General features: G+C 37.1%; 18 protein-coding genes. 3 read left to right on the top strand and 15 right to left on the bottom strand.

Annotated features, from left to right (window positions below; genetic code table 11):
* Window positions 1–6: 6 nt before the first annotated feature.
* The 9 genes from menB to NMU02_RS03880 form a co-directional block, all read right to left on the bottom strand.
* Window positions 7–831, bottom strand: a complete 825-nt coding sequence (menB, locus tag NMU02_RS03920; RefSeq protein ID WP_255025953.1) for a 1,4-dihydroxy-2-naphthoyl-CoA synthase — start codon at window positions 829–831, stop codon at window positions 7–9.
* Between the two features lie 14 nt (window positions 832–845).
* Window positions 846–2,531, bottom strand: coding sequence for a 2-succinyl-5-enolpyruvyl-6-hydroxy-3-cyclohexene-1-carboxylic-acid synthase (gene menD, locus NMU02_RS03915; RefSeq protein WP_255025952.1), 1,686 nt, complete (start codon window positions 2,529–2,531; stop codon window positions 846–848).
* A gap of 39 nt (window positions 2,532–2,570) precedes the next feature.
* Window positions 2,571–3,671, bottom strand: coding sequence for a chorismate-binding protein (locus tag NMU02_RS03910; RefSeq protein ID WP_255025950.1), 1,101 nt, complete (start codon window positions 3,669–3,671; stop codon window positions 2,571–2,573).
* A 12-nt stretch (window positions 3,672–3,683) separates the two neighbouring features.
* On the bottom strand, window positions 3,684–4,982 hold the full coding sequence (gene rimO, locus NMU02_RS03905; RefSeq protein WP_255025949.1) for a 30S ribosomal protein S12 methylthiotransferase RimO: 1,299 nt from the start codon (window positions 4,980–4,982) through the stop codon (window positions 3,684–3,686).
* An 82-nt stretch (window positions 4,983–5,064) separates the two neighbouring features.
* Window positions 5,065–6,021 carry a signal recognition particle-docking protein FtsY gene (gene ftsY / locus NMU02_RS03900; RefSeq protein WP_255025948.1) on the bottom strand — a complete coding sequence of 319 codons (957 nt, stop codon included), beginning with the start codon at window positions 6,019–6,021 and terminating at the stop codon, window positions 5,065–5,067.
* Between the two features lie 170 nt (window positions 6,022–6,191).
* Window positions 6,192–6,344 (bottom strand): DUF4295 domain-containing protein, encoded by a 153-nt coding sequence (locus tag NMU02_RS03895; RefSeq protein ID WP_255025947.1) that lies wholly within the window; start codon window positions 6,342–6,344, stop codon window positions 6,192–6,194.
* A gap of 9 nt (window positions 6,345–6,353) precedes the next feature.
* A complete protein-coding gene (gene rpmG / locus NMU02_RS03890) occupies window positions 6,354–6,542 on the bottom strand; it encodes a 50S ribosomal protein L33 (protein WP_009319565.1) in 189 nt (62 codons plus the stop codon).
* A 16-nt stretch (window positions 6,543–6,558) separates the two neighbouring features.
* Window positions 6,559–6,798 (bottom strand): 50S ribosomal protein L28, encoded by a 240-nt coding sequence (gene rpmB / locus NMU02_RS03885; protein WP_255025946.1) that lies wholly within the window; start codon window positions 6,796–6,798, stop codon window positions 6,559–6,561.
* A gap of 446 nt (window positions 6,799–7,244) precedes the next feature.
* The gene (locus NMU02_RS03880) at window positions 7,245–7,595 is read right to left on the bottom strand and encodes a winged helix-turn-helix transcriptional regulator (RefSeq protein WP_255025944.1); all 351 of its coding nucleotides are present in this window, start codon (window positions 7,593–7,595) and stop codon (window positions 7,245–7,247) included.
* A 165-nt stretch (window positions 7,596–7,760) separates the two neighbouring features.
* On the opposite strand from NMU02_RS03880, the gene NMU02_RS03875 reads away from it, so the two are divergent.
* Window positions 7,761–8,288: a DJ-1/PfpI family protein gene (locus tag NMU02_RS03875; protein WP_255025943.1), complete on the top strand. Its 528-nt coding sequence runs from the start codon at window positions 7,761–7,763 to the stop codon at window positions 8,286–8,288.
* Between the two features lie 81 nt (window positions 8,289–8,369).
* On the opposite strand, the gene NMU02_RS03870 is transcribed toward NMU02_RS03875, so the two are convergent.
* From NMU02_RS03870 to NMU02_RS03860, 3 genes are read right to left on the bottom strand one after another with little or no spacing between them, the layout of a single operon-like run.
* Complete coding sequence (locus tag NMU02_RS03870) at window positions 8,370–10,568, bottom strand: hypothetical protein (RefSeq protein ID WP_255025941.1); 2,199 nt, start codon at window positions 10,566–10,568, stop codon at window positions 8,370–8,372.
* Window positions 10,569–10,593: 25 nt separating this feature from the next.
* Entirely contained in the window at window positions 10,594–11,838 is a 1,245-nt protein-coding gene (locus tag NMU02_RS03865; protein ID WP_255025939.1) for a competence/damage-inducible protein A, read from the bottom strand.
* Window positions 11,839–11,842: 4 nt separating this feature from the next.
* On the bottom strand, window positions 11,843–13,084 hold the full coding sequence (locus NMU02_RS03860) for a M48 family metallopeptidase (RefSeq protein WP_255025938.1): 1,242 nt from the start codon (window positions 13,082–13,084) through the stop codon (window positions 11,843–11,845).
* Between the two features lie 186 nt (window positions 13,085–13,270).
* Between NMU02_RS03860 and NMU02_RS03855 the strand changes: the two genes are divergently transcribed.
* Complete coding sequence (locus tag NMU02_RS03855; RefSeq protein ID WP_435522011.1) at window positions 13,271–14,881, top strand: alpha-galactosidase D; 1,611 nt, start codon at window positions 13,271–13,273, stop codon at window positions 14,879–14,881.
* Window positions 14,882–15,562: 681 nt separating this feature from the next.
* On the opposite strand, the gene tsaD is transcribed toward NMU02_RS03855, so the two are convergent.
* On the bottom strand, window positions 15,563–16,582 hold the full coding sequence (gene tsaD, locus NMU02_RS03850; protein WP_255025937.1) for a tRNA (adenosine(37)-N6)-threonylcarbamoyltransferase complex transferase subunit TsaD: 1,020 nt from the start codon (window positions 16,580–16,582) through the stop codon (window positions 15,563–15,565).
* 205 nt (window positions 16,583–16,787) lie between these two features.
* Between tsaD and NMU02_RS03845 the strand changes: the two genes are divergently transcribed.
* Window positions 16,788–21,239 (top strand): translocation/assembly module TamB domain-containing protein, encoded by a 4,452-nt coding sequence (locus NMU02_RS03845; RefSeq protein WP_255025935.1) that lies wholly within the window; start codon window positions 16,788–16,790, stop codon window positions 21,237–21,239.
* Here the strand turns inward: NMU02_RS03845 and NMU02_RS03840 are convergent.
* A complete protein-coding gene (locus NMU02_RS03840) occupies window positions 21,236–22,246 on the bottom strand; it encodes a GNAT family N-acetyltransferase (protein WP_255025934.1) in 1,011 nt (336 codons plus the stop codon). The genes NMU02_RS03845 and NMU02_RS03840 overlap by 4 nt on opposite strands.
* A gap of 38 nt (window positions 22,247–22,284) precedes the next feature.
* Window positions 22,285–23,184, bottom strand: coding sequence for a DUF2156 domain-containing protein (locus tag NMU02_RS03835; protein ID WP_255025933.1), 900 nt, complete (start codon window positions 23,182–23,184; stop codon window positions 22,285–22,287).
* Between the last annotated feature and the right edge of the window lie 22 nt (window positions 23,185–23,206).

Genomic DNA, 23,206 nt, shown 5'->3' with positions numbered 1-23,206 from the left:
CACGAATTATCCGGGAAATTTAGGGAATTTCTGAAAATCAGGATCACGTTTTTCAAGAAAGGCATTTTTCCCTTCCTGCGCTTCTTCCATAAGATAATACATAAGAGTCGCGTCTCCGGCAAACTCCATCAATCCTCGTTGTCCGTCGAGTTCAGCATTCAAAGCTCTTTTTATCATTCTTATTGCCATCGGGCTACGCTGCAAAATAGTTTTACACCAATCTACTGTTTCCTCTTCAAGTCTCTCGAAAGGAACAACTTTGTTTACCATTCCCATTTCTTCTGCTTCCTTAGCCGTATATTGTCGACATAGAAACCATATCTCCCGAACTTTTTTCTGACCGACACAACGAGCAAGATAAGACGATCCGAAACCACCGTCAAAACTGCCGACTTTGGGGCCGGTCTGTCCGAATCTCGCATTTTCAGAAGCAATCGTTAAATCACATACCACATGTAAAACATGTCCTCCACCTATCGCATATCCGTTTACCATTGCAATTACCGGCTTAGGAATAGATCGTATCGCTTTATGCAAATCAAGGACATTAAGACGAGGTACCCCGTTTTCATCGAGATATCCGCCTATCCCTTTTACCTTCTGATCACCACCGGAACAAAAAGCTTTATCGCCAGCCCCAGTTAAAACGATAACTCCTATATCATTACGTTCTCGGCAAATCGTCATTGCATCGAGCATTTCAAAGTTCGTTTGCGGTCGGAAAGCATTATAAACTTCCGGACGATTAATCGTAATTTTCGCGATTCCTTCGAAGAATTCAAATTTTATGTCTTCGTAATCTTTTATTTTCTGCCATTCTCTTACAGCCATAGTATTTATCGGTTTTATTGGTTTCTTTTAAAATATCCACGTAATATTTCGGCGTTCAATTCACGGGGAGTCTCAATAGCAAGTATCACCGGCTTTTCCTTTTCATCGAAAAAAGCAGGCAATACCGATTTCAATGAAGTCTCCGAATCTGCCTTAAAAAATTTAAATCCGTTCAGACTTGCAAGTCCTTCCACATCTACATCTCTATGAGTTTCAAAATAGGATTCCAGTTCGGGCAATTCAGATGGTCCCGGAATAAACCGGAAAATACTTCCTCCCCCATTACACATCACGATAATCTTCAAACGAGGTGAAATATATCGATTCCATAAGGCGTTAGAATCGTATAAAAAGCCCATATCTCCTGTTATGAACACAGTAACACCGGGAGTAACCGCTGCAGCTCCCACAGCAGTAGAAGTAGCTCCATCGATACCGCTCGTTCCCCGATTAGAATCGCAACGTTCTATTTGGGAATATTCAAATAATTGGGCATAGCGGACAGGAGTACTATTAGAAAGTTGCAAACGTACACCTGAAGGTAACAACGGCAATAAAATAGAAAAAGCTTTTAAGTCACACCACGGAATTTCAGATATATATTTATTATGCGAGCGAGCGGCCCGGCTCCGTATCTCTTCCCATTTTATCGCATAATTACTTTTAGTCACTGTAAGCAATGGCCGTAGGCCCGTAAAGAATGACGAGGGCAAAATGGAAATCTGTGACGATAAACATTTCATCGTATCCACAAAATGCTTTTCGGAATTAAGATTCCAATGTTCTTTGGGTGGATTATCCCGCAACCATTTTTTTACCATTCTCGATACCAAAGATCCTCCGAATGTAATTAATAAATCGGGAGAAAACGCTTTTTTTTCCTCATCGGTCATAGCCGATAAAACCCGATCGATAGTCGGGATAAAACCGGAAGAAGATAAATTAGAAATCGTTTCGGTAAACACAACAACATTATCTTTTTTCGATAATATCGATAAAACATTATTTAAAGTCTTATCGGGACTCGAAAAAGAAGCCAATATCAATACTTTTTCTGTACGATTAAAGTAAGATGCAAAAGTGTTCATCGTATCAGCTGACAAACACTCTTCCGAACCGAAATGACTTATTATTCGTTCACTCATACAGGTGTTATATTCTTTTACCCCGTATAGTGGCTCACGTAAGGGAACATCGATATGAACCGGACCTTTTACTCTTTGCAAAGCTGTATTTATAGCATCATTTACAATACGATTTACATACCAACGTTCGTCGTCACAAGTAATTTCAGCGGGTAAAATATAAGACGACCTGACGAAATTGCCAAAAATTCCGAATTGCCGTATTGTTTGGCTATCGTCTTGATCGATCCATTCCGGAGGTCTGTCGGCTGAAATAATGATTAACGGAATACGCTGATAATAGGCTTCTGCCACCGCCGGTGCATAATTTAGTAATGCCGTACCCGAAGTACATACTAGAGCAACAGGTTCTTCAGTTTGCTGAGACATACCCAATGCCATAAAAGCCGCACTTCGTTCGTCAAGTACTATAAATTTTTCAAATTTATCACAACGAGCAAACGATACGATCAATGGAGCATTTCGCGACCCCGGAGAAAGGACGACCCTTTTAACTCCTTTTGCAGCCAACACTTCCACCAATATTCTACAACCTTCCTTTTCGGAATATTCCATATCAAAATTAATCTAATATTACAGATACTAAAAAAGTCATCAAATACCGATTACATCGAGTAATGTCCGTGATTTTATCTCTGTTTCATTCCATTCGGCCTCAGGCTGCGATAACGCAGTAATACCGCCTCCTACATATATCCGAACAGCATTACCGAATATTTCCATACAACGCAAATTTACAAATAAATCGAACGTCCCATCACCATATACAGGGCCTAAATAACCGGCATAATACCTTCTTTCATGTTTTTCGGTATTTTTAATAAGAGTTATTGCCTTATTCAAAGGATAACCTCCGACAGCAGGAGTAGGATGCAGTTCTTTTACCAATGAAGACACAATATTCAACGGGCTTCTACCTTCTGAACGCAAGATCGTGCACAGATGAGAAACCGTTCCGGCTTTACGTACAAAAGGTCCTTTCAAACAAGGCTTCTTTCCAAAAGTCGACAAAAACTTTTCTCCGATATATTCGGTAACGATTTGTTGCTCTTCACGATCTTTTTGCCCCCAAGAAGTGGTATCATCCGCTTTTTTAGTCCCTGCAAGAGACATCACCTCGAGATAATCATCATTTTGTCTCACAAAAGTCTCCGGAGTCGCCCCTGCCCATAAAGCCTTACCGGGAATATAAACCATGTAAACAAACGCCTGAGGATAACGAGCAGCCATTTTATCGAATATTTTCAGTGCAACTTTTTCGCCATCGCAAAAAATTGTACGGGTACGTGATAATACCGCTTTCCGTAAATCAGTAGTTTCAAATAATTTTATCCAATGTTCTACCTGCTCGTAATATTCATCTTGTGTAATGTCCTCTCCTTTGTAAAGGGGCCAATCAACAGATTTTCCGATACTCGACAACTTAAAAAGTAAATCAGGAGTATCTAAATTATAATCTCCTTTAAGAAAATACACCGGGCAAGAATCTAAAATATCGAATGGTGAAAATAAGAACCCTTTTTCTTCAATATAAGCTCCTATTTCACCCATTTCTTCGACAAATACAGATGTTTGAGCTCCAAAAACGATCACTTCACTTCCGGGTAATCTGTAAATATAAAAAGGGATTCCGCGAGACAGACATAAAGAAATAGCTTTATCGATTACAGATATTTCGGATATGGCACTCTTCATATACAACGGAAATTATTTTATAACATGACCTATCAACTCGAATGTTTGTGCACCTGTAATTTCCACAAGGTAAAATTCTCCTATGTGCAACTCCATCGTCTTTTCTATCAAAACTTCAGGATCCACTTCGGGAGAATCAAACTCGGTACGCCCTACATAATAGTCGACTTCTTCACGATCGATTATCACATTCATTCTACGTCCTACTTTTTCCGCATTTATTTCTGCTGCGATTTTTTCCTGTAAAGCCATTAGATCATCGAGTCTTTTTTGTTTTATTTCTTCAGAAATATCATCGACATAATGTATAGCAGAATATGTTCCTTCCTCTTCAGAATAAGCAAACGCACCCATTCTTTCGAAACGCATTTCCCGTACAAACTCCTTAAGCTCCTCAAAATCAGATTCACTTTCTCCGGGATATCCGACCATTAACGTCGTACGTATATGAATACCGGGCACTTCCTCACGTATACGTTTCAGCAATGCATAAGTTTCCTCTTTAGTTACATTACGATGCATTCGAGAAAGCATATTATCACTTATGTGCTGTAAAGCAATATCGAGGTATTTACATACATTATCATGCTTACGCATAACAGCTAATAATTCATACGGGAATTTAGCAGGATAAGCATAATGAAGACGCAACCATTCGACACCGGGAATCATAGCTAAACGATCGATGAGTTCAGGTAATTTCCACGTTTTGTATAAATCTTTCCCGTAATAGGTAAGATCTTGTGCAATGATTTGAAATTCTTTTACTCCCTCAGAAATCATTAGCTTTACTTCTTCCTCTATCTCTTCCATAGGGCGAGATTGATAACGCCCGGTAATAATAGGAATCGCACAATAAGAACAACACCGATCACACCCCTCGGCTATTTTTATGTAAGCATAATGCGGGGGAGTGGTAAGAATCCTCTCATAGCGTAGATCGTCACGATAGGGTTTACCCAAATCGGTAATCAACTGTTTCCAATCAAATTTTCCATAAAATTTATCTACTTCGGGTATCTCTTGATTTAAGTCGGTCATAAACCTTTCCGAAAGACATCCCATTACGAAAAGTTTGCGTATCTTTTTTTGGGCTTTCGCTTGCACGAAATTCAAGATCATATTAATCGACTCTTCCTTAGCATCCCCAATAAATCCGCAAGTATTGATAACTACGATTTCACCCGAAACTTTATCGGAATCATGCTTCACAATATACCCTGCAGCTTCGAACTGTCGCATCAACTGTTCTGAATCGACCAAGTTTTTAGAACAACCCAAAGTAATAATATCAACTCTGTTCTTTATCATATTTATTATTTAAAAACAAAATAGCCACAAAACGGCGCATGAAGTCTGTCGCTCTGTTTTGCGGCTATCCGGTATTATCATTTTACTCTTCTCCGAATAACGAATCTACAAATTCTTTTCGATTAAATACTTGCAGGTCTTCCATTCCCTCTCCTAAGCCAATATATTTTACAGGGGTTTTAAACTGATCGGAAATGCCGATTACAACACCCCCTTTAGCCGTTCCATCGAGTTTTGTAATTGCCAGGGCATTTACCTCGGTCGCTGCAGTAAACTGCTTTGCCTGCTCAAATGCATTTTGCCCGGTAGATCCGTCGAGAACTAATAAAACCTCATGGGGAGCACCCGGCACAACCTTATTCATTACATTTTTAATTTTCGAAAGCTCATTCATCAAGTTTATTTTATTATGCAACCGGCCTGCCGTATCGATAATCACAACATCCGCATTATTAGCTTTGGCCGAGCTCAGCGTATCATATGCAACAGAAGCAGGATCGGAACCCATTTTCTGTTTCACAACCGGAACACCTACCCGTTCTCCCCAAATTACCAATTGCTCTACGGCTGCAGCCCGAAACGTATCTGCAGCTCCTAAATAAACACTATTACCCGCTTTTTTAAACTGATATGCCAACTTACCTATCGTTGTCGTTTTCCCGACACCATTAACCCCGACAACCATAATCACGTAAGGACGTTTATCGGCCGGAACCGAAAATTCAGCAATATCTTCAGAATTATTCTCGGTAAGCAATGCGGCAATCTCTTCACGAAGCATAACTCTCAGCTCGGAAGTAGTCACATATTTATCATGGGCGACACGTTTCTCGATGCGTTCGATAATCCTCAGTGTGGTTTCGACACCGACATCCGATGTAATTAAAACCTCCTCGAGATCATCGAGTATCTCATCATCGACTTTCGTTTTCCCGGCAACGACACGCGCAAGTTTCGAAAATACACCTTCTTTGGTTTTAGACAATCCCTTATCGAGGGTTTCCTTTTTTTCTTTTGAAAAAAAATCGAATATACCCATTTCCCAAATTTATAAGATTATAAACAGAATATCAATAACTTAAAGATGAAAACACTTTTTCAAAATGGTCTTATCTTAGAATAACAAAGATAGTAAAAAGTACATTAATAAAAAACTTCCCCACATAGTAAAATGCAGGGAAGATTTTATAGTATATATCGAAATATCTTTTATTTAGCAAGCACTTCGCTCACTTTGTCATTGGGGACCATTTCTTCCTGAAAGATATAAGCTCCGGTCTTGGGAGACTTAACCATCTTTATTACCTTAGAATAAGTACGTCCCTCTCCTTTTTGCAATGATGCAACGGTTTTCTTTGCCATGGCCTAAACTTATTTTATTTCTTTGTGAATAGTTACTTTTTTCAAAATAGGATTGTACTTTTTCAGCTCCAATCTCTCAGTGGTATTTTTCCTGTTTTTGGTGGTAATGTATCTCGATGTCCCGGGCATACCACTTGCTTTGTGCTCCGTACATTCGAGAATAACTTGTACTCTATTACCTTTAGCTTTTTTTGCCATCTTTCTTTCTTCTAAATTATGCGTTTAAAAAACCTTTTTCAGCAGCTTGTTTCAACGCAGCGTCCAATCCCATTTTATTAATAGTACGGAGACCTGCAGCTGAGATTTTCAGGCTGATCCAACAATCTTGTTCTACCCAATAGAACTTTTTAGTAAACAGGTTGACATTAAATCTTCTTTTCGTACGTCTCTTCGAGTGCGAGACATTATTGCCAACCATTGCTTTTTTTCCGGTAATTTGACAAATCTTCGACATCGCTTTATCTTTTTTTTATTGATTTTTTGCGGCTTTTACAAACAGAGTGCAAAGTAAACGTTTTTGAGAATATCATCCAAATTTTTAACCCATAAATATTCTTTCCCAACTTTATTTTAGCAAAAGTTCCCTCTGCTTTTCAAAGGAATGCCTCTATTGAGAATAAAACAATATAAAAGTTTTTTACTGCTTCGTTATTACAAATTGAAAAAAATTTCGATATAATAATAATCTGAATAAAAACGCCGGACATAATGTTTGTCCGGCGTAAAAAAAAAATTAAAACTCCAACACCTATCGCCTGTTTAATGAATATGGATACAATATTAAAATTAAACAACAATAGCCGGTAGCTGAAGCTATGTACAAATCTATGTACAATTTATTTTAAGAATAATATTAATTTAAAAATCAACAATATAGCTAATTAACATCACAAATAAAATTTATACAGAAAGATTTCTGCTTTCTCGTATTCCCGGCATATTTTGTAATGCCCAATCAACCAAATCATTCAATAAAGGAATTAAACTTTCTGCCCGTGAAGTCAACGAATATTCGACACGAGGCGGAATTTCAGCATATATTTTTCGTTTTACTAAGCCGTCTGATTCGAGCATACGCAATGTAACTGTCAGCATACGTTGCGATACATCCCCTATCGATTTATGAATATCGCTAAAACGCATTATTCCATTTGCATTTAATGTAATCAACACCAATAACGACCACTTATTACCTAAACGGCCGAGAACATCCCGTACCGGACAAAAACCATCGGTATGAAAATTTTTCATTTTTTATTACTTTCTAATCCTATATCAGTCAACAATAGTTACTTTTATGTAACTATCTTATTTTTAAGTTCGTTCTTGTATCTACAAAACAAACTATTTATATTTGCAATACAAAAGTAATAAACTTACTAATAATAACTATTATATCACTTAACATTTATAATTATGGAAAAAAAAGTAGCTATTCTGGCTGTAAATCCGGTAAACGGTTACGGGTTGTTCCAATATCTGGAAGCATTTTTCGAAAACGGCATCTCTTACAAAGTTTTCGCAGTAGCAGATACGAAAGAAATTAAAAGCAACTCGGGCATAACCATTATTACGGATGATATTATAAAAAATTTAAAAGGACATACCGACGATTATGACGCATTAGTATTTTCCTGCGGAGACGCTGTTCCCGTATTTCAGCAAAACGCAGATAAATCCTATAATATCGATCTCTTAAAAGTGGTCAAAGAGTTTCATAAAAAAGGTAAAATCATGATAGGACATTGTGCCGCTGCACTAATATTCGAAATTTCAGGAATCAATGACAATAATAAACTCGCCATACATCCTTTGGCAAAAGCCGCTATACAAAAAGGAATCGCAACCGATGAAAAGGCAGTAATCGATGGAAACTTTTATACTGCACAATCTGAAAACACACTAAACGCCCTCATTCCATCGGTAATTAAAGCACTGAAATAAAATATCTTTCAACAAGATAATCGACACATAAATCTCCCGGAAATATCACTTTTTGTATATATTTCCGGGAATATTTTATAATTAAATCGATCGTATATAATTTTCGAGAATAACACTTTTGTCTATTCCCAATTTTTTACGGAGTCGCGAACGGGAAGTTATTACACTGGACTTGTTATTCCCCAAAGCATAAGCAATTTCTTCATTATTAAGATTGATTTTAATCAGCATAGCCAACAATTCTTCAGTGGAAGTAATAGACGGAACCTTTTCTCTGAGAGAGGTAATAAATGTGGGATGTATCATAGAAAACTGTCGTCTGAAATTTAATTCCTCTTCTCGAGTAAGTAATCTCGGCGATAAACTATTTATAAGATTTTGAAGATCATTTTTCGCTCCCGAACGTTCTATTTCGTATCTCAACTCTTCATTTTTACGATTTAATTCCGATTTATCCTGAATCATTTTACGAAGTTGGCGTTCTTGTTCTTCAATCAGCATCACATCATATTCATGTTGGCGCAAATCGGTTTCATGACTCAACCGTAGAGTACGCTGCCTCATAATTAACCAAAGAGCAATTATAACCAATAACAAAAAAACAGAAATACCGATAACCGAATAATACTGCAAAGTACGTTCTTTCAGTTTTAACTCCGACCTTAATAAATTATTATCCTGCTCTTTCTGTCGAGTTTCGTATTTTACCCTAAACCGAGCCATTAGTCCTGCATTCCGTCTTTCGGTAAATACCCGATCTGCGTCATTGTACAAAAGATAATATTCAGAAGCTTTCGCAAAGGCTCCCAGCTTATGGTAACTCCGGGCCAAAGCACCAAAAATAAGCCTCTTATAATACACGAGATCATTTGAATCCACATAATCTCTCGCGCTTCGATAAGCTACAACAGCTAAAGCATTTTCATTTTTCGATTCAAGTATTCTGCCCAGATAGAAAAGAATATTTAGTTTGTTATTATCCATCTGAAGGGCCTTCAAATCCATTAATAGCTTTTGTACTCTTATTTTGATTATCTTCGGGTCTTTCAAAGAATCTATTTTCAACAAAGATCGATATACATCATAATATAATTGATAAAAACTACCGCGATCATTTACCGGTAATAGAGACGAAATACTATCCAATACACCAGACGCCGAATTATAATCGCTTTTATCCATTAAAATCAGTAACTCCATATTATTTACTCGCAAAAGAGCGTCTGTTTCTTTACTGAGGTAAGCCATGCGACGGGCAACATCTAAATGGCCCATACACTCCTCATCGAGTCCCCATTCACGGAAAAGAGAAGAAATATTTACCTCTGCTACACAATAATTATAGGGATTTTTCTTTATTTCATCCGTTTGAAGTAGCTTTTCGTATGTTGCCAAACTTTTTTCAAATTCTCCTATTTGTTGATACTGATAAATAAGGTTGCTTAAAGCATAAAAAATTCCGTTCTTCTCATTTAATCTATTAAGTATCGACAAACATTGCTCACTACAAGAAATTGCTTTTCTGATATCCCCGAACTGATTATAAATAACGGCCGCGATCCCATAATCTACATAAAGTTGTTCATTTTCCCTATCCTTTTCCTCTATACTCAATGCTTGTGTGATTACCGATGCAGCTTCAGCCAAATGAGATGCTTCATAAAGAGAATAAGCTAAACAAACTTTTATACTACGTGGATAACGATTTCTCAACCAAAAATTTTTATTGCAATCGATATCACAGAATGCCCGGACTCCAGCTTCCCTTTTCCCTGCAAAAATGTAACAATACATCATTTGCAGTAATCCCTCCTTCATGATACAAGTGATTCGTTTTCCACCATTTTCATCAGGAGTTAAAGTAATGAGTTTTTCATACACACGAATAGCTTGACCATACAATTTCATCTTTTGCAAAGCTCGAGCTTCGAGAAATAACGCCCGGGCTTCCCCCTCTGGGAAACCGATCCAAGCAGAATCGGAGGAGAAACGATTAAGGGCATTCAAAACATAATAATATTTTCCCTGATTATACGCTGCCGATATTTTATAAAGTGAAGACCGCAACCGATTTTCCTCCTTCGGAGGGTATTCGCTCAATAAACAGGCCGTTTCCTCAAGTAATGTAGAGTCCCCTGCCAACTCGAGACTGTCACAAATAACTATCAGATCGTTCAACTGTTCTTTCTCAGTGTGATTTCTATCACTGCATCCGTAAATAATATATATAAAAATACCTATACAAAAAAAATAAACATATCCCTTGTATATTTTTCTCATATCATTATTTTTTATTTAAGTTCATTTAGCTACCGGACAATAATTTTATCATCGAAAGGAAAGCCATATGGGTGGCTCTTTCTATATTATATTTCCGGTTTTCGCCAAACAAAAATTTTTCACTAACGATCTTATCTCCTAATGCGACAGCTATCCAAACGGTACCGACCGGTTTTTCAGAAGTTCCTCCGTTCGGGCCGGCAACACCCGAAGTAGCCACTGCACAATCGGTATGCATCAACTTTTGTACACCCTTAACCATCTGCTCAACTACCTGACGACTCACAGCACCATATTTTTCAAGATCTTCTGTACTTACTCCTAATACTGTTTCTTTTATTTCGTTGGCGTACGATACGATACTACCTTTATAATATGCCGATGAACCGGGGATCAGTGTTATTTCGTGTGCAATATTTCCACCCGTACAACTTTCAGCTGTCGCAACAGTATAACCTTCTTTCTCTAATATAGCACCTAATGCTCCGGCCATCGTGGTATCCCGGTATGAAAAAATATTTTTACCTAATAATCCACACAATTTTTCCGCCTGTTTTTCGAGCATGCGACAAGTTTCCAAATCATCTTCTCCACGAGCTGTCAGACGCAGGCGAATAACACCTGGATTTGGCAAATATGCCAATTTCACAGCCGAAGGCATTTCGGCTTCAAAATCGGTCAGATATTCCGATAAAGCCGACTCGGTAAAATTCATAACCAGACAAGTAAAATGACGTATCGACGTATGATCGGGAAAACGATGTCGTAATCGAGGAATCACTTCATTTTCCATGGCATTTTTCATCTCAAACGGTACACCCGGCATCGAAACGAGGACTTTTCCTTCTCTTTCGAACCACATTACGGGAGCAGTTCCTACCGGGTTTTGTATAACCGAACATACATCAGGTACCATAGCTTGACTCCGGGTAGAATCATTGAGCTTTATCTTACGCTTAGAAAGCCAACGTTCTATATTTTGTAAAACAGAATCATCAAAAATCATTTTTCCACCGAAAAAATCACATAATGTCTGCTTTGTCATATCATCTTTAGTAGGTCCTAACCCACCTGTTACTAAAACAACATTTACACGGGCAAACGACTGATTGAAAGCCGATAACATTTCTTCTCGCCGATCTCTCACCGTTGTTATCTCCGTAATTTCCCAACCTATTTTATTCAATTCCCGGGCTATCCATGCAGAATTAGTATCTGTAACCTGTCCTATCAGCAATTCGTCACCGATAACAATAATCTCAACATTCATAATTTTATGCTTTATTCATTAATCGTCCGATACGCTGTAACAGAGTCGGATGCGAATAATATACTTTTACATATAACGGATGCGGCGTAAGATTAGATAAAGACCGTACCGATATTTTCTTCAAACCGCTTATCAACGCTTCTGTCAAATTGTATTTAGCAGCAAATGCATCTGCCTGATATTCATTTTTACGAGATAAAGCATTAATAAACAGCCCCGTAATCAAACCCAAAGGCGAATAAAGTAATGAAAATGCGACTAAAGAGAGAGCAAAAGAACTGCCTTTTCCACCTAAAGCTTCGGCAAATGCAACATTACCCACCGTCCATGAAAAAAGAAAAAATATAAGAAATACGTTTACTACTGATAAAAGCAGCATTTGTAATGTATGTTTATGTTTATAATGCCCCGTCTCATGAGCCAAAACAGCAACAATCTCCTCTGTTGTGAGTTCATCGATAAGTGTATCGAACAAAACAATACGCTTTTTACTTCCCAAACCACTAAAATATGCATTTGCTTTAGTCGATCGTTTCGAACCGTCGATAACATATATATTATCGAGACAAAAACCCGCATGATCGGCAAATCTTTCTATAGCTGAACGAAGCTCACCCTCGGGTAATGGTGTCTGTTTATTAAATAAAGGAACAATCCATTGTGAATAAAACATATTTAATAAAATCATAAATAAAACAACAACAGCACAGCCTGCCAACCAAAACAAACTACCCAACCATTGATACAGAAAAAGAATGACCGTTAACAAAAGCCCTCCGATAAACAATCCGAAAAACAAAGACTTTAATTGATCTGCAACAAATAAAAACGGTGTTGTTTTATTAAATCCGAAACGTTCTTCGATAACAAACGTATCATATATGTCGAAAGGTAACGACAACAATGTATTACCCATAAATAAAAGTCCGAAAAACAACAACGTATTCCATATCAAACTGCCCGAGGTTACTTGATATGCCCAGTCATATAATCCGCCGAACCAACCAAAAACAAGAAATAATATGATTACGACAAAATCTACAATAGAACTTATCGACCCCAACTTATTGTTTACCGAAAAATACTGTTGCTGTTCGGCATATTTTGTTTTATCATATAAATCGATCAGTTTATCCGGTAAAACAGGAGAAGCAGCCCGACGATTTAAAAAAGACAACATTTGTTGCATGCAAAATTCAACCACAACAAAAAACAAAATCAGAAAAAACACTATATTATATTCCATATTTTACTTAAACTCTTCAAAAGTACAAATTATATTTAAGAGACAATATTCGAGAATAAATTATATTTTTGCAATAAAAATCAGTAAGAAAAACAATTTGAGTCGAAATTAATAGAACTTATGTGTATTTTAGTACCATTATATTTATAATACAACTTCAGTATTACATAAATTAATAATAATATCATGAAAAAATTTTTTTTAGCAATTACCGTACTTTTATTTATGTTTGTTATGGTTACTTCAGCCGTAAATCCCCCCATTATGGGATGGAGTTCATGGAACGCATTTCTGGTAAACATCAGTGATTCCATCATCATGCACCAAGCTGATTTAATGGTAGAAAAAGGGCTTAAATCTGCAGGATATAAATACATAAATATCGATGACGGATTTTTTGGTATTCGTGACAAAAACGGGAATATGGAAGGAAACAAAAAAAGATTCCCCAACGGATTGAAATGTGTATCAGATCATATTCATTCTTTAGGACTTAAAGCTGGCATATACTCAGATGCAGGAGTATTTACATGTGGGTCTATTTCTAATAAAGACGAAGAAGGTCTTCATGCCGGATTATATGGACATGATCAACAAGATGCACAAGTATATTTCAATGACTGGGATTTCGATTTTATAAAAATCGATTATTGCGGAGGTTTACAATTAGGCTTAGACGAAGAAAAGCGATATACCGATATATATAACGCAATAAAGACAACCAGTAAAAAAGATATATCCCTAAACATTTGTCGCTGGGCTTTCCCTGGAACATGGGCTTCAGATATCTCTTCTTCTTGGAGAATAAGCGGAGACATTAATGCCTCATGGAATTCACTGAAATATGTAGTAGGGAAAAATCTCTATTTATCGGCATACGCTGGAAACGGACGTTATAACGACATGGATATGCTGGTGATAGGATTCAGAGATAATTGCGGAGTCGGTGGAAATGGTCTTACTCTTAACGAAGAAGAAGCCCACTTCGGATTATGGTGCATCATGAGTTCCCCCTTATTGATCGGATGCGATCTTTCCAAAATACCGGATTCTTCGTTGAAATTACTGAGAAACGAGGAACTTATAGCCTTGAACCAAGATATTTTAGGTCTACAGGCTTATGTCGTACAACACGAGAATGAAGGATATGTTCTTGTGAAAGACATTCTTGAGAAAAGAGGAAATATCCGGGCAGTAGCTTTATATAACCCATCAGACACGATATGTTCATTCGATATTCCATTCGAGACTCTGGAATTGGGTGGGAATATTATGGTACGAGACCTGATAAAGAAAAAAAACTTAGGTAAATTCACCGGAAACTTTCGAAAAAAACTTCCTCCGCATAGTGCAATGATATTAAAAATGGAAGCACAAGAACGTCTTGAGCCGGTGAGCTTCGAAGCAGAATGGGCTTATTTGCCATTGTTCAACGATTTAGAAAAAAATAGTAAAGGAATCGTTTATGCTTATGCCCGTAATGCATCTGGAAAAATGAAAGTCGGCTATTTAGGCGGTGCACCCGAAAATTATGCTGAGTGGAATGAAATTTACAGTAAAACGGGTGGAAACTATGAAATGACGATTTATTACTTCGGCGATCAGCAAGACAGATCTCTGGATATAACGGTAAACAATGAAAAGCAAACAATAAATCATTTATATTCTGACAACATAGATACATTAAAATCTCTAACCATCAATGTAACGTTAAAACCTGGATATAATACTGTACGTATGGGTTCTTCTTATAACTGGGCTCCGGATATAGATCGATTTACATTAAATAAAAAATAATAGCATTTGGATAAGTAGAAGGAAATTAAAAAAATTCCTTCTACTTATCATTTTCAATATAAAAAATATTTAACATAATTCTTCATATGATAAGTGCAATTTCTCGAGCTTTAATTCTAAAAATGGAAACATAAAAAGAATAAAACATTAATTAGAAATATCTGTAAATAATTTCACTTTAATAAAGTAATAAAAAAGAATATACAAAACAAAATGCAGAAGAAACCAATATTTTCCCGATTCTAAAAAACCCGTAAAAGATACGATCATCGTTTGCGAGAATTCAAAAGCTTTGCTATAATGATTTACCCATAAAGATTCGGCATCGGGACTTTTACCATAAACCGGACTCCAGCCGTTAAGTAATGAAATTATAATCCCCTGATGATAAGTCCTGACGATCAAAACTAAAATCCGACACAATAGCACTTAATAATAATGATACTAAAACAATTAATAAAATATAAAATCGAACCAATTTGATTCTTCTCTGCATCTCTTCATAACTACTATATAATCCAGCCTATAGTTAAAGATAAAAGAATGACAGCGGAAATATATATCCGGATATTATCCACAAAAAAACAAAAAACGTCAATAATAAATAAAAGGGATACAGAACAACGTAAATCCCATTCCATATAACAGATACCCAACATTTTTTCGATCCATTATATACTTTTATAATTCTACGCGGGCAAATGGAGCCGTATCCATCGAACAGAAATCTTTATCGAGATATTTATAATATCCAGTAATCGCGACCATTGCAGCATTATCGGTAGTAAAAGAAAATTTTGGTACGTGTATCTTCCATCCGTACTTAACGGCATGATCTTCAAATGCTTTACGCACAGCAGAATTAGCTGAAACGCCTCCTGCAACAGCGACCTCCTTTATTCCGAGATCTTTGGCCGCCTTCCGTAGTTTATCCATCAAAATCTCAACAATAGTCCGTTGTAACGACGCACAAAGATCAGTCTTGTTTTCTTCGATAAAACGGTCATTTTTTTTCAAAGAATCCCGTAACAAATATAAAAATGAAGTTTTTAATCCACTAAAACTATAATTATATCCCGGGATATGCGGTTTGTTAAACCGAAAAGCATCAGGATTTCCGTCTTTTGCCAAACGATCTATAACAGGTCCTCCAGGATAAGGGAGTCCCATGACTTTGGCACATTTATCAAATGCTTCACCGGCAGCGTCATCGATAGTTTGTCCGATAACTTCCATATCTTTATAAGAATTCACTTTGATAATCTGCGAATTACCTCCAGATACCAAGAGACAAAGAAACGGGAAAGACGGCTGATCTTTATCGACTTCATTCTCTTTAATAAAATGTGCCAATACATGAGCCTGCAAATGATTTACCTCGATCATAGGTATATTCAAAGCCGCAGAAAAGCCTTTTGCAAAAGAAGTACCTACCAACAAAGAACCCATGAGGCCGGGACCTCTGGTAAAGGCAACGGCACTTAACTCGCTCTTATCTACTCCGGCACGTTTCAACGCTTCAGATACGACAGGAATTATATTCTGCTGATGCGCTCTAGAAGCCAATTCGGGAACAACCCCACCGAACGCTTCATGAACCGCTTGACTGGCAATTACATTCGATAACATGACTCCATTACGTATCACCGAAGCCGACGTATCGTCACAAGAAGATTCTATACCTAAAATTGTCGTATCCATACTTATCGATCTTTCTAATTTTCAGACTGGCGAAATTACATAATAAAACACAAATATATAAAGAATATTTCCCGAAAATTGATAATTTTGCCTCATATAAATCATGATCAGACTTTATAAAGTATTCAAATACATAACAATCAGCCTGATAATATTGCTTTGTTCAATATATTCGGGGGCCTATCTCTTACTTAGCATTCCCGCCATGCAAGAGAAAATACGCCGCATTGGTATAAAAGAACTTTCTCATTTATTAAACACTCCCGTTTCTATCGAAAAAATCGGTATCGAGCCTTTCGATAAAATCGCCCTATACGGTGTTTACCTCACTGATGAAAAAGGGGATACTTTATTGTATGCAAAAAAATTAATGGCAGGACTCGAACTCTATCCTTTGCTACATAAAAAATTAGTATTTACAACAGCTCACTTGTTGGATTTCGATCTGCATATTTCTAAAAAAGATCCTGAATCCCCTTACAATTTCCAGTATATCATCGATGCCTTTACATCGAAAAAGAAAAATACAAATAACCCGACAATAGACGTACAGATAAATACAGTCGTTATCAGAAGGGGTAACATTGCTTACGATATACTTTCCGAACCCCACAAAGAAACAGGGAAATTCGATAAGAATCATATCAGATTACACGATTTTTTATCGACGATGTCACTAAAATCATTACGCAAAGATTCTCTGAACATAAATGTAAGACGAATCAGCTTTGCAGAACAATCCGGTTTTAAATTATCGAAACTGGCTTTTAAACTCGCTGCAAACAAAAATGAAGCTCATTTTTCGGAATTCAAGTTGAATCTGCCATTAACAGAAGTTGTATTAAGTACTGCATCTGCCGACTTTTCCAAATCAAAACATTTATCTGATTTCTGCGACAGTACTTACTTAAAACTAGGTATTTCCCATGCAAATATTACCCTTCACGATCTCACGGCTTTCGTTCCGGCATTTCGGTATTTCGGTACTCCTATCGACTTTTCATGCCATGTAGAAGGTCCGGTAAATAATCTTAAACTCAATCATCTGGCTATAGCATACGGAAACGACGATATATACATCAAAGGTGATGGTGTTCTGAAAGAGATTATTAAAAAAGACAGTGCTTATATTGCTGCACAAATCAGTGCATCAAAAGCTACCCCTGATGGTATTCAGTCAATCCTAAATAATTTTTCTTCCGTCGACAAAAAACCATCCGACATTTTAAACAGGTTAGGAATAATACATTTCGATGGAAAAGTTTCGGGAATTCTCACCCAACTAACTACTCAAGGGACCATTAAAACGGGTCAGGGCGATATACATGGTGATATGACAATTTCCCGTAATCCCATACAACATTTTTTCATCTATCAGGGTAACATAAAAACCGAAGATTTTAATCTTCACGGGTTATTCCGCGACAAAAATCCTTGGGGAAAAATAAGTTTAAACCTCGACTTAAATGGCTTACATGCAAGTAACAGAAAACCTTCGGGAAAACTTAAAGGCGAAATCCAAAAATTCGATTACAACGGTTATCCCTACGAAAATATCGTTTTAAACGGTAGCTACAACGGTATGCGATATGACGGAACAGCCGGTATCGACGACCCAAACGGACATTTACATATGGACGGGATTATCGACCTCGAGAATAAACAGCCATCTTTCCATTTCAGAGCCATGGGAGAAAATATAAAACCGGGAAAACTAAAACTCTCTCCCAAATATCCCGACTCGGAATTATCATTTATCATCAATGCCGATATTCACGGTGACCACCCCGATAATGCAGAGGGAACATTATCCCTCGACAGCCTCGAGTTCATCAATAACGGCGAACGATTTTTCATGAAACAATTTGCAATTAATGCTCATAATGAGGGGGTTCCGCAATGGATCACGGTACATTCCGACTTTTTCAACGGAGAAGTACGCGGAAAATATTCATTTACAACTCTAAAACAATCACTTACCGAAATTTTATCTTCAGTTATTCCATCGATAATACAACCCGACCATAAAACTATTGATCACCAGAACGACTTCAACTTCCAATTCAATTTATCGGGAACAGAAAATATTTCACGTATTTTCGAATTACCAGTATCGTTTCCCGACGGAGCAGTTCTCGAAGGATTTTATAACGATGAAAAACAACAATTCAGGGTTGTATCTTCCTCCCCAAAATTCAATTTAAAAAAGACACAATTGAATAACATGCAATTTTTTGTTGAAAAAAACAATTTTGGAATAAACTTATCCACCAACATTACCCATACAAACAAAAAGAAAAAAATGATCACTTGGTCAGTAAATGCCGATGCTGCCAATGACCGGTTAAATTCCCGTTTAAACTGGAGTAATGCCGATAAATCTACTTTTTGCGGGGAACTATCGACAAGTACTGTATTCAAGCCAAGCATTAATGGGAAATTGCCATCTATGGATATACGCATAAATGCGACCGATCTGATACTCAATGACTCTATCTGGAAGGTTCAGCCATCAATAGTGCGGATTGATTCAGGCCGAATTGCAGTAAGCGACTTCGAAATACGTCACGGAAAACAATTTCTGCATATCGAAGGAACTGCATCAAAATCACCTGACGACGAACTCTCTCTTTTATTGAATGACTTGAATCTCGACTACATATTCGAATCGCTCAATATAAATAACGTTACTTTCGGCGGACAGGCTACCGGAGATATTCGGATATCAGACCTGTTATCGGGGGCACCGATATTGAACACACGAAAATTTGATGTAACCAATTTCTCTTATAACGATGCTGTATTAGGCGATCTCCATTTGTTCAGCCAATGGGAAAATAAAAATCAGGGAATTTTGCTTAAAGGGAGCGTTTCCCAAAAAGGATATCCCGACACAGGTATCGACGGCTACATATTCCCAACAAAAGATTCTTTAAATCTTATGTTCGACGCGCAACATCTCAACCTCGATTTCCTACAACCTTTTATCGGGAAAATTCTCACCAATTTTACAGGTAACGCTACTGGGAAAATAAACTTTTTCGGAAAATTCAATGCATTAAACGTAACCGGAAAAGCATATGCTGAAAAAATAAAATTTGGAGTCGACTACCTCAATACAGTATATGAATTAAGCGATACGGTAAAACTTACAACCGAAAGTATCTCATTCGATAATGTTACAATAAAAGATCAAAACGGCCATACTGCAAAAGCCAAAGGATTACTCCGTCATAAACATTTTAAAAATCTAACATATGATATTGGCCTTTCAGATGCAAATAACCTACTTGTTTTTAATGTTACCGAACTGATCAATCCCGTCTATTACGGGACTATTTTCGGATCTGGAACGGCAAGTATAAAGGGGGATATGGCCCGTACAAACATCGATGTAAATATGCGTACCAACGATCATTCGAAATTTACATTCGTTCTCTCAAAAGAAGAAGAAGCCTCCGATTATCAATTTATAACCTTTGTCGACCGGAATCAAGAATTAAGAGACAAAGAAAAACAAGACAGTACTTTGATAATACCGGCGCAAAATGCCACCGTCAAAACCCAATCTCATGATGTAACCGTAAATTTACAGATAGATGCTACTCCGGCCGCAACCATGCAAATCATCATGGATCCGGCAACGAATGATATCATAAAAGCAAATGGCAATGGCGGTATCCGTATCGAATACAATACTTTTTCAGATATGAAAATATACGGTACATATACTCTTGAAAAAGGTAGCTATAGCTTTAATTTGCAAGATATTATTTCACGTGTATTTACCATAAAATCGGGAAGTCAGATATCCTTTAGAGGAAATCCTCTCGATGCAGATTTAAATATAGACGCTATTTATTCACTTTCTGCTAATTTAAGAGATTTGTCGGAAAGCTTTGCAGAAGAAAAAGAATTAAGCCGGACTGTAGTCCCAGTGCAAACTGTTTTGAGCGTCTCGGGTAGTCTTCAACAACCCGACCTTAAATTTAATATCGAATTTCCTACCCTTACCCAAGATATCGATCGCCAAGTAAAAAGTATTATCAGTACCGACGAAATGATGAACCGACAAATTATATACTTATTGGCAATCGGTAAATTCTATACCCCCGATTATATGAATGTAGATCAGACGAGAGGAAACGAATTGGTATCTGTCGCATCCTCTACCCTGTCGTCTCAACTTAGTAATATGCTGGGACAGATAAGCGATAAATGGAATATAGGAACCAATATACGAAGCGACAAAGGCGACTTCTCGGATGTTGAATTCGAACTGGCTCTTTCAAGCCAGCTTTTGAATAATCGATTAATTTTTAACGGGAACTTCGGTTATAGAGACAATCAAGTAAACAGCAACGCTTTTATCGGGGATTTCGATTTGGAATATTTACTCAGCAAAAGCGGGAATTTACGATTAAAAGCCTATAACCACTATAACGACCAGAATTATTATATTAAATCGGCACTTACTACACAAGGAGTAGGTATCATGTTTAAACGTGATTTCACACGCTTTTCAGATCTTTTTTATCGAATTACGGCAAAAGTACAGAAGCTCAAACGCCGCAAAACAGAGAATCGGGAAAAATCAGATAAAACAAATCTTAAAGATATTACTCCAAAAGAAAATATAGTTTTGGAAAAAGATTAATCAAGCATCAGACTTAAAAAAGGGGGGTCTGAAATCGGAAAAAGACGAATTGCCAGTTCGGATACGGTATAAATATCATCAGTATTAAATTTATCATCATCGGGACGCTGCATGCATTTCCCATTACTAATAAAATAAATCCCATTGTTTTGTGGAATAATATCGTCGATTATTCTCCATACATGTTTAACCTGGGGAAACGCTTTCGCATACCCATGCAAGATACGACGTACATTCACGATTCTAAGCATTCCCCTTTTATATCCGTTATTTTCAACGGTTGCAGGAATATCACAAAAAATATCTCCTTTCGGAAACTCTCTACGTATAAGCTGCAACAATTCATTACGGGCCGCAATATCATCATAGAACCAGTCTTTAACCAGTATCCGATTATTATAAAACAATGCAAAAGCCAATCCCCTGATTCGTTTTTCATTATTATGAACAGCTATAACTTTACCTCCCGCCAATTCCAGCTCTTGTAATATTACTTTAAAATCATCGAGTGAATGTTGTATACAGCAAGTTCTTTCTCCTATTCTCGATGAAAAATAAGCATAGTATTCTCCAATCGTGTTTCCACATACATTAAAATCAGCCGGTAAAATATCACGATAAACTTCACACGCCTTCCTGAAAACAGGTGCATATCCCGATTTTGCATAATAATCATACAACCACTCTTCAGCAGGAATAAGGAATGAAAAAGGTATTTCACGGTTTCTCATCGTAATGAAAGCTTCTCTTATCAAGCGGCTCATAAGTCCTTTTTCACGATATTCAGGCCAGGTAGAAGCACCCGAAATATAAGATGCTCTATACTTTTTACCCCAGCATGTCATGGTGTAAGGCAATATTTGAAGCGCCGACAAAACTTTATCATCCTCTATAATAGCTAAAGTGTTCTCATCGGAATACTTTGTTGAAAAATAGAGCTGTACAAATTCCTCGGTGTCACCGAAACAAGCCTGCCACAAATCGATAATCTGTTGCCTTAAATCCATATCGTAAAGTATTTCAATTCATTAAACACTTATATAAATCAGAACCGGTGCTTTATAGCAGCATATTTTTCAAGTAATATTGCTGGATGGTAAGAAAGCTTTGCTTTACGTAATCCCGGAATTCCCAAATCTTCTTCTCGGTTTACATAGATATATTCTTCAGGAATATGAGATGCAAATTCCTGATTGATAACCGCATAAGCACCATCCACCTCGGTATCCGCTTTTTCTACATGTACGCCAAAAGTATCATTCGTTATCGGAGCCCCAAAAGAAAAAGCGACAATCTCATTTCCTATCCAAATCGCACCTCCTATTATTCCTAATTCATCCATGTGCTGCAAAGAAAATGTAAGAGAGCGTCGTTCGTTCATCAAGTCTTCGTTCTCACGACAATCATTCTCAACACACCATTTCGTCTCGAGTTCGAGACACTTAGGAACCATATCTCTGGTGATAGGAGTATAACGGTAATTATCATATTCCTGCCTGAACCGATTGATATGATTCCGTTTCGATTGATATTTTTTGCCCACCAAACCGACCAAATTATCCCGTAAGTAAATATAATCAAAATAATCTCTCTCTGCAATAAATTTGAATTCTTCAGGAAAAAGCTTTTCTATTTTTTCTTTTGTATCCGGAGTAACACCTAAAATACATAAAGTATGCCCCAATGAAGATGCATCTGCTTCGAGCAACTCAATCGAATGTTTCATATCTCCCGTTCCCAAAGGTACCATATAGGCAGGGCGATGATCTTCAATAAAAAAGCGAATAAGAAGTTTATCTTCGACAACGGCAAATTCACTATCATATAAAAAGCGCCAACTACACATATTGGCAAAAGAAAAATCACAATTCCGTAAATTACTGTTATAGGTAAACGAAGTTATGATCTCCCGGTCATGTATCGTTATAGGTTTAAATGGAATCATATATCTATATTTCATTAATGGT

The organism is Coprobacter tertius (assembly GCF_024330105.1).
Classification (GTDB): Bacteria; Bacteroidota; Bacteroidia; order Bacteroidales; family Coprobacteraceae; genus Coprobacter; species Coprobacter tertius.
This window is presented reverse-complemented; position numbering and strand designations above follow the sequence as displayed.

Bases quoted from the DNA above. Each gene is read 5' to 3' on its own strand.
- menB (WP_255025953.1), bottom strand. From the start codon at position 831: ATGGCTGTAAGAGAATGGCAGAAAATAAAAGATTACGAAGACATAAAA.
- menD (WP_255025952.1), bottom strand. From the start codon at position 2,531: ATGGAATATTCCGAAAAGGAAGGTTGTAGAATATTGGTGGAAGTGTTG.
- NMU02_RS03910 (WP_255025950.1), bottom strand. From the start codon at position 3,671: ATGAAGAGTGCCATATCCGAAATATCTGTAATCGATAAAGCTATTTCT.
- rimO (WP_255025949.1), bottom strand. From the start codon at position 4,982: ATGATAAAGAACAGAGTTGATATTATTACTTTGGGTTGTTCTAAAAAC.
- ftsY (WP_255025948.1), bottom strand. From the start codon at position 6,021: ATGGGTATATTCGATTTTTTTTCAAAAGAAAAAAAGGAAACCCTCGAT.
- NMU02_RS03895 (WP_255025947.1), bottom strand. From the start codon at position 6,344: ATGGCAAAGAAAACCGTTGCATCATTGCAAAAAGGAGAGGGACGTACT.
- rpmG (WP_009319565.1), bottom strand. From the start codon at position 6,542: ATGGCAAAAAAAGCTAAAGGTAATAGAGTACAAGTTATTCTCGAATGT.
- rpmB (WP_255025946.1), bottom strand. From the start codon at position 6,798: ATGTCGAAGATTTGTCAAATTACCGGAAAAAAAGCAATGGTTGGCAAT.
- NMU02_RS03880 (WP_255025944.1), bottom strand. From the start codon at position 7,595: ATGAAAAATTTTCATACCGATGGTTTTTGTCCGGTACGGGATGTTCTC.
- NMU02_RS03875 (WP_255025943.1), top strand. From the start codon at position 7,761: ATGGAAAAAAAAGTAGCTATTCTGGCTGTAAATCCGGTAAACGGTTAC.
- NMU02_RS03870 (WP_255025941.1), bottom strand. From the start codon at position 10,568: ATGAGAAAAATATACAAGGGATATGTTTATTTTTTTTGTATAGGTATT.
- NMU02_RS03865 (WP_255025939.1), bottom strand. From the start codon at position 11,838: ATGAATGTTGAGATTATTGTTATCGGTGACGAATTGCTGATAGGACAG.
- NMU02_RS03860 (WP_255025938.1), bottom strand. From the start codon at position 13,084: ATGGAATATAATATAGTGTTTTTTCTGATTTTGTTTTTTGTTGTGGTT.
- NMU02_RS03855 (WP_435522011.1), top strand. From the start codon at position 13,271: ATGAAAAAATTTTTTTTAGCAATTACCGTACTTTTATTTATGTTTGTT.
- tsaD (WP_255025937.1), bottom strand. From the start codon at position 16,582: ATGGATACGACAATTTTAGGTATAGAATCTTCTTGTGACGATACGTCG.
- NMU02_RS03845 (WP_255025935.1), top strand. From the start codon at position 16,788: ATGCAAGAGAAAATACGCCGCATTGGTATAAAAGAACTTTCTCATTTA.
- NMU02_RS03840 (WP_255025934.1), bottom strand. From the start codon at position 22,246: ATGGATTTAAGGCAACAGATTATCGATTTGTGGCAGGCTTGTTTCGGT.
- NMU02_RS03835 (WP_255025933.1), bottom strand. From the start codon at position 23,184: ATGATTCCATTTAAACCTATAACGATACATGACCGGGAGATCATAACT.